The sequence below is a fragment of the Ruegeria pomeroyi DSS-3 genome (assembly GCF_000011965.2).
Classification (GTDB): domain Bacteria; phylum Pseudomonadota; class Alphaproteobacteria; order Rhodobacterales; family Rhodobacteraceae; genus Ruegeria_B; species Ruegeria_B pomeroyi.
This window is the reverse complement of sequence record NC_003911.12, coordinates 498,462-511,337: the sequence shown is the minus strand read 5'-3', so window position 1 is coordinate 511,337 and position 12,876 is coordinate 498,462. Positions and strand designations below refer to the sequence as shown.

The following is a 12,876-nucleotide window of genomic DNA, read 5'->3' as shown; positions in this document are numbered from 1 at the left end:
TCAGAGCCGGAACCGCAGCGAGACCCGCTGGCCGCGCCGTTGCAGGTCGATCTGTACCCGGCGCCCGGCCTCGCTCAGCGCCCGTTCCACATCGCGCGGGCTGTCCACCTGATCGCCATTGATCGCGCCCAGCACGTCGCCCGGTTGCAGACCCGCCCGCGCCCCATAGGGGCCGGGGTCGAGCACGACGACCCCGCGCGCCGACAGCGGCAGGCCCAGGCGCGCGATCACGGCCGGGTTCAGCCGGGCCACGGTCAGACCGGGCAGGATCGTGCGCTCTCCCAGCGTGGTTTCCTGCGCGGGAGGGGCATCGGGCGCCTCGATCAGGGCTACACTCAGGGTCTCGCGCTGACCCTGCCGCAGCCGGGTCATCCGCGCCTCGCCCCCGATCCCGGCCACCGACATGCGGAACTTCATCTCGGCCGGAGAGTTGACCGTCTGCCCATCGACCTCGGTCACCACATCGCCCACGGCAAAGCCAGCCTGCGCCAGCGGGCTCTCGGGATGCAGGTCCGAGATCACCACCCCTTCGGGCAGGACCAGCCCCAGCGAGTCGGCGATATCGGCGGTCATCGGCTGCCCCGCGATCCCCGCCCAAGGCTGGGCAAAGCTGCTGTTGCCCTGCCGGGCCTGGCGCAGGAACTCGGCCACCAGATTGGCAGGAATGGCAAAGCCGATCCCGTTCGAGCCGCCCGACCGGCTGAGGATCGAGGTATTGATGCCGATCAGGTCGCCATTCACGTCGATCAGCGCACCGCCCGAATTGCCCGGATTGATCGGCGCATCGGTCTGAATGAAATAGCCCCGCCCATTGCCGGTGGCCGCGCCCGAGCGCGCCAACCCCGAGACGATGCCGCTGCTGACGGTCTGCCCCACGCCAAACGGGTTGCCGATGGCCAGCGCCAGCTCGCCCACCTCGACATGGTCACTGTCACGCAGCGCCAAGAAAGGCAGGTCGCGCGCCGCGTCCAGGCGCAGGATGGCGATATCGCTCTCCTCATCTCCCAGCACCACCTGTGCGGTGAACTCGCGCCGGTCGGTGGTCACCACCCGGATTTCCGAGGCCATGCCGACCACGTGATAATTGGACACGACATAGCCGTCATCCGACAGGATCACGCCTGAACCGAGCGAGTTCTGCACCCGCGGCTGCGGCGCCCCGAAGCCGCGAAAGAAATCGCGAAAGAAGGGATCGTCAAAGATCGGGCTTTGCCGGCCCGCGGTGATGATCCGGGCATAGATATTGACCACGGCGGGGGCGGCCTTTTTCACCACCGGGGCAAAACCCAGCCCGATCTCGGCCCGCGAGGTCGGCACCCGGGTTTCCGCCTGAACCGGCGCGGCCAGGACAAGCGGCAGACAAAGCAGGATGGCACGGATCATGGGACCTCCATTTGCAGTCCCCTGCGATATGCGGGGCATGGGCGACAAATGCAAGCCGCGCGCTCAGCCCCGGCGGCGCAGGAATTTCAGTCCCGACCAATCCGCGTCAACGGCGCAAACCTTCACATCGACCCAGCCCAGCGGCAGCACCTCGGCGCGCAGCAAATCCTCGGTGATGCCCGCATGTCGGGGCGAGGATTTCTTGGCCCAGGACAGCCACAACATGCCACCGGGCCGCAGATGGGCGATCTCGGTGGCCGCGACCTCGGCCAGCGGTTCGGGACCGTGCAGGAACAGATGCGCCGCATCGGCATCGCGGGCGTCGGGGTCAAAGCGGATATCCACCGCCTCGGCCATGAGGTCGGCGTAATGGGGCGGCGGGTTGATGGCGCGCACGCTCCAGCCCGGTTTGAACCCCAGTTTGGCCACCAGAGGACGGCCCGAATATCCCGCAGGTGAAGATGTGCGCATGATGGCGGCAGGGTAGAAGGCCGGCCCCACCGGTGCAACACCCCCGACAACGAAAAACCCCGCCCGGAAACCCGGGCGGGGCGCAATCGGGAGCGATCCCGGAATGCTTATTCTTCGGCGGCAGCCTCTTCTTCGGCCAGGCGCGCCTTGTCGGCGGCACCCTTGGCATCGACGTCGCGATCGACGAATTCGATGATCGCCATCGGCGCCATGTCGCCATAGCGGAAGCCGGCCTTCAGGATGCGGACGTAACCGCCCTGACGATCCTTGTAGCGCTCGGCCAGAACGTCGAACAGCTTGGCGACGTCCTTGTCCTCTTTCAGCTGCGCCGCGGCCTGACGGCGCGCGTGCAGGTCACCGCGCTTGCCCAGCGTGATCAGCTTTTCGACGATCGGACGCAGTTCCTTGGCCTTGGGCAGGGTGGTCTTGATCTGTTCGTGCTCGATCAGCGAGCCGGCCATGTTCGCAAACAGGGCCTTGCGGTGTTCGTGTGTGCGGTTGAGGCGGCGGTAACCACGTGCGTGACGCATTTTCTATCTCCTAGCTAGCGTTTTGCTTTGTCCGACCGGCGATGCGTGTCACCGGCTCTCCTTGGGGCGGATGTGCCCTGATGTTCCCCGGCAGGTCCGGGCATTGGCAGGTAGGGCGGGCTGAAGCCCGCCTTACGGGGGACTCTGGCGTAAGCCGGGCTTCAGCCCGGCCTCGGCTCAGAAAGCGTCTTCGAACTTCTTTGCCAGATCCTCGATGTTGTCGGGCGGCCAGTCCTCGACATCCATGCCCAGGTGCAGACCCATGCCGGACAGCACTTCCTTGATCTCGTTCAGCGACTTGCGGCCGAAGTTCGGGGTGCGCAGCATCTCGGCTTCGGTTTTCTGGATCAGGTCGCCGATATAGACGATGTTGTCGTTCTTCAGGCAGTTGGCCGAACGGACGCTCAGTTCCAGCTCGTCCACCTTCTTCAGCAGCAGCGGGTTGAACTCCAGACCGTCATCGTCGTCCTGGCGGCCCGCCGATTCCGGCTCGTCGAAGTTGACGAAGATCGACAGCTGATCCTGAAGGATACGCGCAGCAAAGGCCACGGCATCGTCCGGGGTGATCGAGCCGTCGGTCTCGATCTTCATGGTCAGCTTGTCATAGTCCAAAACCTGGCCCTCGCGGGTGGGCTGCACGTCATAGGCGACCTTTTTCACCGGCGAATAGATCGCGTCGATCGGGATCAGGCCGATGGGCGCGTCTTCGGGGCGGTTCTTGTCGGCCGACACATAACCCTTGCCGGTATTCACGGTCAGTTCCATGAACAGGTCGGCGCCATCGTCCAGGTGACAGATCACGTGGTCGCGGTTCAGCACCTCGATGCCGGCGCTTTCGCTGATGTCACCGGCGGTGACGACGGCCGGGCCCTTGGCATTGACCGACAGGCGCTTGGGCCCTTCGACATCCATGCGAAGCGAGACCTGCTTGAGGTTCAGGATGATGTCGGTGACGTCTTCGCGCACACCGGCCACGCTCGAAAACTCGTGCAGGACGTTGTCGATCTGCACGCTGCTGATGGCCGCGCCTTGCAGCGAGCTCATCAGGATGCGGCGCAGAGCGTTGCCCAGCGTCAGACCGAAACCACGCTCCAGCGGTTCGGCGATCACGGTCGCCTGGCGTGCCGGGTCGTTGCCCGGCTTGACCTCAAGCTGGGTCGGCTTGATCAGTTCTGCCCAGTTCTTGTGGATCATGTAATCCCTCCATTCCTGTTCGCACCCCATGTCCAGCAAGGTGCAAACGCCCGAGGTTTCAAACGGCGTGCTGGGGCCGTGTACCAGACACGGCCCCAGCGTAATTCCTGGGTCGCTTAGACGCGGCGGCGCTTCGGCGGGCGGCAGCCGTTGTGGGCGATCGGGGTCACATCGCGGATCGACGTGATGTTGAAGCCCACGGCAGCCAGAGCGCGCAGAGCCGATTCACGGCCCGAACCGGGGCCCTGAACTTCGACTTCCAGCGTCTTGACGCCATGATCCTGCGCCTTGCGGCCGGCATCTTCGGCAGCCAGCTGAGCGGCGTAGGGGGTCGATTTCCGCGATCCCTTGAAGCCCATGGTGCCAGCCGACGACCACGAGATGGCGTTGCCTTGCACGTCCGAGATCAGGATCTTGGTGTTGTTGAACGTCGAGTTCACATGGGCCACGCCCGATGCGATATTCTTGCGTTCTTTTTTCTTCGTGGTGCGGGTCTTATCGCGTGCCATATCTCAACGCCCCCCTTATTTCTTCTTGCCGGCAATGGCCTTTGCGGGGCCTTTGCGGGTGCGAGCGTTGGTGTGGGTCCGCTGACCGCGAACCGGCAGGTTGCGGCGGTGACGCAGACCGCGATAGCAGCCCAGGTCCATCAGGCGCTTGATGTTCATCTGAACTTCACGGCGCAGGTCGCCTTCGACGCTGTAGTTGGCGTCGATATGCTCGCGGATGGCCAGGATCTCGGCATCGCTCAGCTCGTTCACACGACGGGTCGCGTCGATGCCAACAGCTTCGCAAATGGCTTTCGCCGAAGTGTTGCCGATACCGGTGATATAGGTGAGGGCGATGGGTACCCGTTTGGCAGTCGGGATGTTTACGCCGGCAATACGTGCCACGTGTCACTTTCCTTTTCGTTGCGGTTCCGTAGCGCCAGAACCTTTTTTCACAACGCTTGACCATGGCAGCGGCGCCAGCGGGTCCAGCATTTTCTGAGGTGGTCTTGAGGATGGACGAATCCACCCACAGGAATCGATTCCCGTCAGGGATGGGCGTGGGTAGAGGCTTTTGTCAGGATCGTCAAGGCCTGCCCTCAACCGGATGGAGACAAAGCCAGATTTTCGCTCAGGAAGGTCGAAATCACTGCCTTCAGCTCTTCGTGCAGGACGCCTCGATCGCGCATGCCGATATCCGAACAGATGTTCTCTTCGCCCATCAGTCCGATGATGATCCAGCCCAGGGTACTGCATTCGGAGAGGAAGCTGAAATGCCAGGCGCCTGGCGTTTCCACAAGGCGTGCTTGCGGCATCTGGCGCGCCATCGCATCGACGCGGGTCGCGGGGGGAACCTCTTCGCCCTGCCCCAGCGAGACCAGTAGGATCGGCAGGGTGGCCGCGGTCAGGCTGTCGCCCGTCATCGCCTGCGGCAATGCCGGGTCGATCGAAACCGTGGCCTTGATCCTCGGGTCGCGATAATCGGCCTCGTAAGCGGCCGGATCAATGGCGGCAAAATCGACACTCGCGGCCTGCATCCAGCCGCAATCAAACTCTCCGGCGTGGCGGTCGCAATAGTCGATAAACGCCGCCTTGGACACCCGGACCCCTGCAATGCTGAGCGCCGAGAAGCCCCCCAGCGAGAACCCGGCCGAGGCGACCCGGTCCATGTCGGGCTGCATCCCGAGCGGGGGATTGGTTTCCAAACTGTCAAGAATGGCGTGCAGGTCACGCGCTCGCTCCCAGATATGCGGTGTGCGGTGCGGATCGCTGTCGCGCGACATCGTGCCGGGATGGTTGGGCGCCACCACGATCATCCCCTGACGCGCGAGTTCCGTCGCCAGCCAGCCGTGATTATTGGCGTTGCCCCCGGAGCCGTGCGAAAACACGACCACCGGATGCGCGCCAGGCGCCGGCTTTGCATCCCGGAGGACATACTGTCCGTAGAACAGGGCGTTCTGCCCCACCAGTTCGGCAGTACCGTCCTGCGCAGCAGGATACCAGATATGCAGCGATACGGGGACATCGCGATGCCCGACTGACAGGGTGGTTTCGTGATAACCCGCCAACTGGTCGGGGACCGGGCGCTTGCCGGTGGCCAGCAAAGTGGCGGCAAGCGCAAGTCCGGCCAGAAGCCCGGCCAGAATCGCCAGTCCGATCAGAATGCGTTTCATGCGTCAAATCCTTGTCGACCGACCGCATGGCATTCCAGCCTTGCTGCGTCAGCCCAGAATGGCCTCGATCGAGGCGGTCACTTCCTTGATATCGGCCAAGCCGTTTACCGGGCGCAAATCGCCCTTGGCATAGTAATAGCCGATCAAGGGTGACGTTTTCTTGTAATATTCCATCAGTCGCGTGCGCAGGCTGTCGGCATTGTCGTCGGCCCGGCGCACCATCTCGGTGCTGCCGCAATTGTCGCAGACACCGTCCACCTTGGTCGGCTTGGTCTTGTCGTGATAGACCTCGCCGCAGCCACCGCAGGTGAACCGCCCCGAGATACGATCGACCAGCGCCTCGTCATCGACGCGGATCTCGATCACGGTGTGCAGCGACTGGCCCAGCTTGGCCAGCAGCGCCGCCAGCGCGTCGGCCTGCGCCAGGGTGCGCGGGAACCCGTCAAAGATGAAACCGGCGCCCGTCTGAGTGGTCAGCTGTTCCTCGATCAGGCCGATCACGATCTCGTCGGTGACCAGCTTGCCCGCGTCCATGATGGCCGCGACCTTCTTGCCCATCTCGGTGCCCGAGCTGCGCGCCGCGCGCAGCATGTCACCGGTCGAGAGCTGGATCATGCCGCGAGTCTCGACCAGATGCCGCGCCTGGGTGCCTTTGCCCGCACCCGGCGGGCCCAACAGAATGATGTTCATCGACGCGCCGGTCCCTTCCTGTTCGTGCGCTTGCGATTCTTGCCGCGAAGCTGCGATTTTTCGATCAGACCTTCGTACTGATGTGCCAGCAGGTGGCTCTGGACCTGTTGAATGGTATCCATGGTCACCGAGACGATGATCAGCACCGAGGTGCCACCGAAATAGAACGGCACGTTGAACTGGCCACGCATGATCTCGGGCAGCAGGCAGACGGCGGCCAGATAGGCCGAACCCAGCACCAGCACGCGGTTGACCACATATTCCAGATACTCGGCGGTCTTCTTGCCCGGACGGATACCGGGGACAAAGCCGTTCTGGTTCTTCAGGTTCTGCGCCACGTCATCGGGTTTGAACGAGACGTTGAAGGTATAGAAATACGCAAAGAACACGATCATCGACACGAAGAACAGCAGATAGAGCGGCTGACCGGGGCCGAAATTCGCCAGAAGCCAGGACATCACCGGCCCGTTCGCTGCCCCCGAAGAGAAGGTCGAGATGGTCACCGGCAACAGCAGCAGCGAGCTGGCGAAGATCGCCGGGATCACGCCTGCGGGGTTGACCTTGACCGGCAGGTGGCTGGAGCCGCCGTCATAGACCTTCATGCCCACCTGACGGCGGGGATACTGGATGTGGATCTTGCGCAGCGCACGCTCCATGAACACCACAAACGTGATGACCGCGATCACCATCAGGATGATGGCGATGATCACGGCGGGGCTGATGGCGCCCGAACGGCCGGAGGCGAAGAACTGCGCCAGCGCGGCGGGGACCTCGGCGATGATGCCGACAAAGATGATCAGCGAAACGCCGTTGCCGATGCCACGGGCGGTGATCTGCTCGCCCAGCCACATCAGGAACATGGTGCCGCCCACCAGGGTGATCATGGTGGCAAAGCGGAAATACATGCCCGGCTCGGTAGCCAGGTCACCCGATTCCAGCGAAACCGCCAGACCATAGGCCTGCACGGTGGCCAGGGCCACGGTGCCCAGGCGCGTATACTGGTTGATCTTCTTGCGGCCCTGCTCACCCTCTTTCTTGAGTTGCTCAAGCGAGGGGACCATGGCCGTCAACAGCTGAACGATGATCGAGGCCGAGATATAAGGCATGATGCCCAGGGCAAAGATGCCCATCCGCCCCAGCGCGCCACCGGTGAACATCGACACCATGCCGCCGATGCCCTGCCCCGCCTGCTCCATGAACTCGCGCAGCGCCACGCCGTCGATGCCCGGCACGGGAATGAACGTGCCCAGACGATAGACGATGAGGAGCCCCAGCGTGAACAGGATCCGATTGCGCAGGTCCGTGGCCTTGCCCAGGGCGGACCAGCTGGTGTTGGCCGCCATTTGTTCTGCTGCTGATACCATGTTGTATCGGTCTCTCTGATGCAAACGCCGCCCGGAACCGTTTTCCGGCTCGGGCGGCGTTTTGGAAAACTTGGGTGTCTATGTAAGCGGGACAGCGCCCGCTCACAAGCCGTTACTCTGCCGCAGCAGCGTTTGTGACCTTCAGCGAGCCGCCCGCCTTTTCGACAGCCTCGACAGCCGATTTCGACGCGCCGGTGACTTCGATGTTCAGCTTGGCGTTGAAATCACCCTTGGCCAGCACGCGAATGCCGTCCAGCTTGCGGCGCACCAGGCCGGATGCGACCAGCGCGTCCTCGGTGATGGCGGCGGCGCCGTCCAGTTTGCCGGCTTCGACGAATTTCTGGATCAGGCCCAGGTTGACGACGGCGAATGCCTTGCGGTTGGGCTTGTTGAAGCCACGCTTGGGCAGACGCTGATAGAGCGGCATCTGGCCGCCTTCATAGCCGTTGATGGCCACGCCCGAGCGGGATTTCTGACCTTTGATACCACGGCCACCCATCTTGCCCTTGCCCGAGCCGGGGCCGCGGCCGATGCGCATCCGTTTCTTGGTTGCGCCCGGATTGTCGCTGAGTTCATGCAGTTTCATTTCGCTTCTCCTTCGCCGGATGTGACCCACGAAGCGTGACGGGCCAACCACGGCATTTCTTGCTTGTTGATTCTTGCGGCCCTGGGGCCACCGGGGGCGTATAGACGCTGTAAACGCGTCGCGCAAGAGGTGCCCGAAATGCAAAACGCCCCCGGATATCCGAGGGCGGTGCAGCATTCCGTCAGATGGGCCGTTCAGGCACCATAGACGTGAAAGCGGGCGATATCCTCGATATCGCAACGGCGGATACCGATATCGGCCAGTTCCCGGTTCGACAGGCGGTCCAGCTCGTTGAACGTGCGCTTGTAAGCGGTGTTGCGAGCCCAGGTGGCGCGGGTCGATTTCAGGACGGACAGGACGCGGGCCACCAAGGAGGGTGCGCGGTCGGCGGTCACGGTTGCATATGCCATTTTCTCTTACCTCATACGGATGCAGCAGGGCCCTTCCCCACTGCCTGTTTTTCGGGCGTTCCGAACATGACAGGCAGATAGTGCTGCACCGCAGCATCAGCAAGAGGCGCTTTGGTCTAGCCGCCATGCAGCAGCGGCATGGCTGGGGGCAATCCAAAGGCGGATTGCGTCAGACACCCCCTCGAAACAGCCTCCACAAGAGCGCTGCCCAACAGGGTGCGTCCGGCCCAACCCCGGACAAAGGTGAAGACCCTTTTGCCCGGGATTGGCAAGTGGTTCGGACGGCAGTGAAACCATCAAGGAAGGGGATTGTGAAAGAGCGAATTCAGATCAAAACCCGTTGACCACTCTTCAGCGTTTTGCCCCGCAGCGCTCTAACCACACCCTTGCTTGTAGAGGCCAGGATCAACATTGATCCTGGCGAACCCATCGGTTCCATCGCATTTTCGGCGCCGGTACGGGACGGTCCCATCGGACAAACCAAAGATGTCGCCTTCGCCAGATGCTACGGCAAGCCCGTCAAGTATGAAACGGGGCGTACAGTCCCAGCTGCCACCCTGCTTTCCGATCACAGGATTAAAGGTATGACTTCCATACTTAAAGCAAACGTCACTTCCCTTGTACCGGACAAGCGCCGGCAAACTGGTTCGGTTCCCCGGATACCAAAGCCAGCTTGTTTCCGGCGTTTCGAAAAAGACGATCTGATACCCATGGAACGGATCGAAGTACATTACTGTACTTCCCGGTGAGGTCTCGGATGCAGCGTTTGTTTCGCGATCAACTGTGGTCTTGCAACCCATTAGCGCCATAAAGGACACCAATGACAAACCAAGCTTTAGCATTTCAGATGCACGTCAGCCATAATGGTACCAGTATTCGCCCATTCCTTAAGTTCAACCACTGGAATCCGTTCTTTCTTGACATTCAAATCGCCAATATTGGCGCCAAGAATGTTGCCTCCATTAGCCGCCATGATCCTGGCTATCGAAGCAGGGTCTGAAATTTTCGTCCCTTTCAAATCATAAACACCCACTTGGCGGCCAACACAGTAAGTACGCTTGGCTATCTCTTTTGCCAGCTTCAAAATCTGCCCGGTACCCGCACCAGTCTCGATCTGAGCTTTGGCCGCGCGAACGAGTTCAACTGGGATATCTGCTAGAATCTCATCGGGAATTCTATTAGAGGGGTTAGTGGTTCCCGAAGTGGTTGAAATCGGACGAAGTTCAACATCAAAGTAGGAAACCGGCAAGGAACTGCTTCGGCTCACCGAAACAGCTAGCCCCTGATAGATTCTGGAATCTGGATCAGCTGCAATGATGCCGTATTTGCGGTAGTCGCTTCGCTGTGCTTCGGTCGGTCCCGCTCGGAAACTGGCTATTTCAGCCTCTCTTTCTGCTGGCGAAGGACCACAGGAAGATAAAACCACGAGGCTGGCCAGCATCGAAAAAGGAAATCTCATTCTTTAGTCTCTCATACTCAGTCGAAAACTGATACCACTCTAAATAGAAACGCCCCACAGGCAACCTGCAGGGCGTCCTTTTTTCTATTTTTCGAAAAGAACTTAGCCGCGCTCTTCGATGATCTCGACCAGATGCGGGATCTTGCGGATCATGCCGCGGACCGAGGGGGTATCCTCCAGCTCGCGGGTCTTGTGCATCTTGTTCAGACCCAGACCAACCAGGGTTGCGCGCTGGTCAGCGGGGCGGCGGATCGGCGAACCGATCTGCTTGACGACGATGGTTTTTGCCATGTTGACGACTCCTTACGCTTCAGCGGCTTCAGCAGCCGGTGCTTCGTCCCGCTTGGGCAGGATGTCGGCGACCTTCTTGCCACGACGCTGTGCGACCGAACGCGGGCTCTGCTCTTTTTTCAGGCCGTCGATGGTGGCACGGATCATGTTGTAGGGGTTCGCGCTGCCCAGCGACTTGGACACGACGTCCTTGACACCCAGCATTTCGAACACGGCACGCATCGGACCACCGGCGATGATACCGGTACCTTCGGGCGCGGCGCGCATGACGACCTTACCGGCGCCGTGACGGCCTTCGATGTCGTGATGCAGGGTGCGGCCTTCGCGCAGCTGCACGCGGATCATCTGGCGCTTGGCCTGCTCGGTTGCCTTGCGGATGGCCTCGGGCACTTCTTTTGCCTTGCCCTTGCCAAAGCCGACGCGGCCTTTCTGATCGCCCACGACCACCAGAGCGGCGAAGCCGAAGCGCTTACCGCCCTTGACGGTTTTCGACACGCGGTTGATCGCGACCAGACGGTCGGCGAATTCGGGGGCTGCTTCCTCGCGGTCGCGACGGTTGCCCCGACGGTTTTCACGTTCTGCCATGCGGCATTCCTCTTTCTCTGTTGGCGCCTGGGCGCCGTTGTCTCCGATCCATGGTGGCCGCGCAGGCGCGGCCCCGGATCATCGGGGGGGCGGCAGGCGCCCCCCTCAGGTCTTAGATCTTCAGACCGCCTTCACGCGCGGCGTCGGCCAGGGCCTTCACCTTGCCGTGGAACAGGAAGCCGCCACGATCGAAATAGGCCTCTTCGACGCCAGCCTTCTTGGCGCGCTCGGCGATTGCCGCACCCACCTTCTTGGCCGCTTCGACGTTGTTCTTGCCAACAACGCCAAGGTCCTTTTCCATGGTCGAGGCTGCCGCCAGGGTCACGCCACGAACGTCGTCGATCAGCTGGGCGCTGATGTTCTTGTTCGAGCGGTGCACGCTGAGGCGCAGGCGCCCGGCGTTGACCTTGCGAAGCTTGTTCCGAACGCGCAGGCGGCGTTTCAGAAACAGGGTACGTTTGCTGTTTGCCATTGTTCGCGTCCTTACTTCTTCTTGCCGTCTTTGCGGAAGATGAACTCGCCCTTGTAGCGGATACCCTTGCCTTTGTACGGCTCGGGCGAACGCCACTCGCGGATTTTCGCAGCCACTTCACCAACCTGTTGCTGGTCGATGCCTTCGACAACGATCTCGGTCTGCTTCGGCGTGCTCACGGTGACGCCCGCCGGAACGGTGAAGTCGACATCGTGGCTGTAACCGAGGTTCAGCTTGAGCGTGTTGCCCTGGGCGTTGGCGCGGTAACCCACACCGGTGATCTCCAGCTCTTTCTTGAAGCCTTCGGTCACGCCTGCGACGAGGTTCGCCACCATGGTGCGCGACATGCCCCACTGCTGGCGTGCCCGCTTGGACATGCCACGGGGGGTGATGCTCACCACATTGCCGTCGACGGTGATGGTCACGTCGTCGGTGGCGGTGAAGCTGCGGGCACCCTTGGGGCCCTTCACTTCGATGGTCTGGCCCGACACAGCGGCGGAAACGCCACTGGGCAGCTCGACCGGTTTCTTACCAATACGAGACATTTGCAGACCTCCTTAGAAGACGGTGCAGAGCACTTCGCCGCCAACATTGTTGGAGCGAGCGTTCGCGTCCGACATCACACCTTTCGGAGTGCTGACAATCGACACGCCCAGGCCCTGACGGACCGAGGGGATGTCCTTGACGCCCATATAGACGCGACGACCGGGCTTGGAGACCCGCTTCAGTTCGCGAATGACGGGTTCGCCTTCGTAGTATTTCAGCTCGATGTTCAGCGTCGGGTGGCCGTTGACATCCGTCGACTTCTCATAGCCGCGGATATAGCCTTCGTCCGCCAGGACATCCAGAACCCAGGCGCGCAGTTTCGAACCGGGGGTGCTGACCGTGCTTTTGCCGCGCAGCTGAGCGTTGCGGATACGGGTGAGCATATCGCCGATAGGATCGTTCATATCACTCTCTCCTTACCAGCTCGATTTCACCATGCCGGGGATCTGACCAGCAGACCCCAGCTCGCGCAGCATGATCCGGCTGACCTTGAGCTTACGATAGTAAGCGTGCGGACGGCCGGTAAGCTGGCAGCGGTTGTGAAGACGGGTTGCCGAGCTGTTGCGCGGCAGTTTCGCCAGTTTCAGACGCGCCTTGAAGCGCTCTTCCATCGGGCGGCTCTCGTCGTTTGCGATTTCTTTCAGCTCGGCGCGCTTTGCGGCATATTGTGCCACCAGACGCTCGCGCTTCTTCTCGCGTTCGATCATGCTTTTCTTAGCCATGTCTAATCCTCG

Annotated in this window: 18 protein-coding genes; all 18 read right to left on the bottom strand. The window is 61.8% G+C overall.

The window, feature by feature from the left end; all coding sequences use genetic code 11:
• Nucleotides 1–1,383: a trypsin-like peptidase domain-containing protein gene (locus tag SPO_RS02595; protein ID WP_011046273.1), complete on the bottom strand. Its 1,383-nt coding sequence runs from the start codon at nucleotides 1,381–1,383 to the stop codon at nucleotides 1–3.
• Nucleotides 1,384–1,446: 63 nt separating this feature from the next.
• Nucleotides 1,447–1,854: a hypothetical protein gene (locus tag SPO_RS02590; RefSeq protein WP_011046272.1), complete on the bottom strand. Its 408-nt coding sequence runs from the start codon at nucleotides 1,852–1,854 to the stop codon at nucleotides 1,447–1,449.
• A 107-nt stretch (nucleotides 1,855–1,961) separates the two neighbouring features.
• Entirely contained in the window at nucleotides 1,962–2,384 is a 423-nt protein-coding gene (rplQ, locus tag SPO_RS02585) for a 50S ribosomal protein L17 (protein ID WP_011046271.1), read from the bottom strand.
• A gap of 177 nt (nucleotides 2,385–2,561) precedes the next feature.
• On the bottom strand, nucleotides 2,562–3,578 hold the full coding sequence (locus tag SPO_RS02580) for a DNA-directed RNA polymerase subunit alpha (RefSeq protein WP_011046270.1): 1,017 nt from the start codon (nucleotides 3,576–3,578) through the stop codon (nucleotides 2,562–2,564).
• 116 nt (nucleotides 3,579–3,694) lie between these two features.
• Nucleotides 3,695–4,087, bottom strand: a complete 393-nt coding sequence (gene rpsK / locus SPO_RS02575) for a 30S ribosomal protein S11 (RefSeq protein WP_011046269.1) — start codon at nucleotides 4,085–4,087, stop codon at nucleotides 3,695–3,697.
• A gap of 15 nt (nucleotides 4,088–4,102) precedes the next feature.
• Nucleotides 4,103–4,471: a 30S ribosomal protein S13 gene (rpsM, locus tag SPO_RS02570; protein ID WP_011046268.1), complete on the bottom strand. Its 369-nt coding sequence runs from the start codon at nucleotides 4,469–4,471 to the stop codon at nucleotides 4,103–4,105.
• A 194-nt stretch (nucleotides 4,472–4,665) separates the two neighbouring features.
• Nucleotides 4,666–5,739, bottom strand: a complete 1,074-nt coding sequence (locus SPO_RS02565; protein WP_011046267.1) for an alpha/beta hydrolase family protein — start codon at nucleotides 5,737–5,739, stop codon at nucleotides 4,666–4,668.
• 48 nt (nucleotides 5,740–5,787) lie between these two features.
• A complete protein-coding gene (locus tag SPO_RS02560; protein ID WP_011046266.1) occupies nucleotides 5,788–6,429 on the bottom strand; it encodes an adenylate kinase in 642 nt (213 codons plus the stop codon).
• Nucleotides 6,426–7,793 carry a preprotein translocase subunit SecY gene (secY, locus tag SPO_RS02555; RefSeq protein ID WP_011046265.1) on the bottom strand — a complete coding sequence of 456 codons (1,368 nt, stop codon included), beginning with the start codon at nucleotides 7,791–7,793 and terminating at the stop codon, nucleotides 6,426–6,428. The genes SPO_RS02560 and secY overlap by 4 nt, the downstream gene beginning before the upstream one ends.
• A 112-nt stretch (nucleotides 7,794–7,905) precedes the next feature.
• Nucleotides 7,906–8,379: a 50S ribosomal protein L15 gene (rplO, locus tag SPO_RS02550; RefSeq protein ID WP_030003174.1), complete on the bottom strand. Its 474-nt coding sequence runs from the start codon at nucleotides 8,377–8,379 to the stop codon at nucleotides 7,906–7,908.
• Nucleotides 8,380–8,573: 194 nt separating this feature from the next.
• Nucleotides 8,574–8,789: a DUF1127 domain-containing protein gene (locus SPO_RS02545; protein WP_044027848.1), complete on the bottom strand. Its 216-nt coding sequence runs from the start codon at nucleotides 8,787–8,789 to the stop codon at nucleotides 8,574–8,576.
• 835 nt (nucleotides 8,790–9,624) lie between these two features.
• A complete protein-coding gene (locus tag SPO_RS22750; RefSeq protein WP_030003172.1) occupies nucleotides 9,625–10,248 on the bottom strand; it encodes a hypothetical protein in 624 nt (207 codons plus the stop codon).
• A 102-nt stretch (nucleotides 10,249–10,350) separates the two neighbouring features.
• On the bottom strand, nucleotides 10,351–10,539 hold the full coding sequence (gene rpmD, locus SPO_RS02540; RefSeq protein ID WP_011046262.1) for a 50S ribosomal protein L30: 189 nt from the start codon (nucleotides 10,537–10,539) through the stop codon (nucleotides 10,351–10,353).
• A 12-nt stretch (nucleotides 10,540–10,551) separates the two neighbouring features.
• Nucleotides 10,552–11,124: a 30S ribosomal protein S5 gene (gene rpsE, locus SPO_RS02535; RefSeq protein WP_011046261.1), complete on the bottom strand. Its 573-nt coding sequence runs from the start codon at nucleotides 11,122–11,124 to the stop codon at nucleotides 10,552–10,554.
• A gap of 112 nt (nucleotides 11,125–11,236) precedes the next feature.
• On the bottom strand, nucleotides 11,237–11,596 hold the full coding sequence (gene rplR, locus SPO_RS02530) for a 50S ribosomal protein L18 (RefSeq protein ID WP_011046260.1): 360 nt from the start codon (nucleotides 11,594–11,596) through the stop codon (nucleotides 11,237–11,239).
• Between the two features lie 11 nt (nucleotides 11,597–11,607).
• Nucleotides 11,608–12,141, bottom strand: a complete 534-nt coding sequence (rplF, locus tag SPO_RS02525; RefSeq protein WP_011046259.1) for a 50S ribosomal protein L6 — start codon at nucleotides 12,139–12,141, stop codon at nucleotides 11,608–11,610.
• A 12-nt stretch (nucleotides 12,142–12,153) separates the two neighbouring features.
• Nucleotides 12,154–12,546: a 30S ribosomal protein S8 gene (gene rpsH, locus SPO_RS02520; protein ID WP_011046258.1), complete on the bottom strand. Its 393-nt coding sequence runs from the start codon at nucleotides 12,544–12,546 to the stop codon at nucleotides 12,154–12,156.
• A gap of 12 nt (nucleotides 12,547–12,558) precedes the next feature.
• The gene (gene rpsN / locus SPO_RS02515; protein ID WP_011046257.1) at nucleotides 12,559–12,864 is read right to left on the bottom strand and encodes a 30S ribosomal protein S14; all 306 of its coding nucleotides are present in this window, start codon (nucleotides 12,862–12,864) and stop codon (nucleotides 12,559–12,561) included.
• Between the last annotated feature and the right edge of the window lie 12 nt (nucleotides 12,865–12,876).

Coding starts and splice junctions, on each gene's coding strand:
- SPO_RS02595 (WP_011046273.1), bottom strand. CDS start 1,383: ATGATCCGTGCCATCCTGCTTTGTCTGCCGCTTGTCCTGGCCGCGCCG.
- SPO_RS02590 (WP_011046272.1), bottom strand. CDS start 1,854: ATGCGCACATCTTCACCTGCGGGATATTCGGGCCGTCCTCTGGTGGCC.
- rplQ (WP_011046271.1), bottom strand. CDS start 2,384: ATGCGTCACGCACGTGGTTACCGCCGCCTCAACCGCACACACGAACAC.
- SPO_RS02580 (WP_011046270.1), bottom strand. CDS start 3,578: ATGATCCACAAGAACTGGGCAGAACTGATCAAGCCGACCCAGCTTGAG.
- rpsK (WP_011046269.1), bottom strand. CDS start 4,087: ATGGCACGCGATAAGACCCGCACCACGAAGAAAAAAGAACGCAAGAAT.
- SPO_RS02565 (WP_011046267.1), bottom strand. CDS start 5,739: ATGAAACGCATTCTGATCGGACTGGCGATTCTGGCCGGGCTTCTGGCC.
- SPO_RS02560 (WP_011046266.1), bottom strand. CDS start 6,429: ATGAACATCATTCTGTTGGGCCCGCCGGGTGCGGGCAAAGGCACCCAG.
- secY (WP_011046265.1), bottom strand. CDS start 7,793: ATGGTATCAGCAGCAGAACAAATGGCGGCCAACACCAGCTGGTCCGCC.
- rplO (WP_030003174.1), bottom strand. CDS start 8,379: ATGAAACTGCATGAACTCAGCGACAATCCGGGCGCAACCAAGAAACGG.
- SPO_RS02545 (WP_044027848.1), bottom strand. CDS start 8,789: ATGGCATATGCAACCGTGACCGCCGACCGCGCACCCTCCTTGGTGGCC.
- SPO_RS22750 (WP_030003172.1), bottom strand. CDS start 10,248: ATGAGATTTCCTTTTTCGATGCTGGCCAGCCTCGTGGTTTTATCTTCC.
- rpmD (WP_011046262.1), bottom strand. CDS start 10,539: ATGGCAAAAACCATCGTCGTCAAGCAGATCGGTTCGCCGATCCGCCGC.
- rpsE (WP_011046261.1), bottom strand. CDS start 11,124: ATGGCAGAACGTGAAAACCGTCGGGGCAACCGTCGCGACCGCGAGGAA.
- rplR (WP_011046260.1), bottom strand. CDS start 11,596: ATGGCAAACAGCAAACGTACCCTGTTTCTGAAACGCCGCCTGCGCGTT.
- rplF (WP_011046259.1), bottom strand. CDS start 12,141: ATGTCTCGTATTGGTAAGAAACCGGTCGAGCTGCCCAGTGGCGTTTCC.
- rpsH (WP_011046258.1), bottom strand. CDS start 12,546: ATGAACGATCCTATCGGCGATATGCTCACCCGTATCCGCAACGCTCAG.
- rpsN (WP_011046257.1), bottom strand. CDS start 12,864: ATGGCTAAGAAAAGCATGATCGAACGCGAGAAGAAGCGCGAGCGTCTG.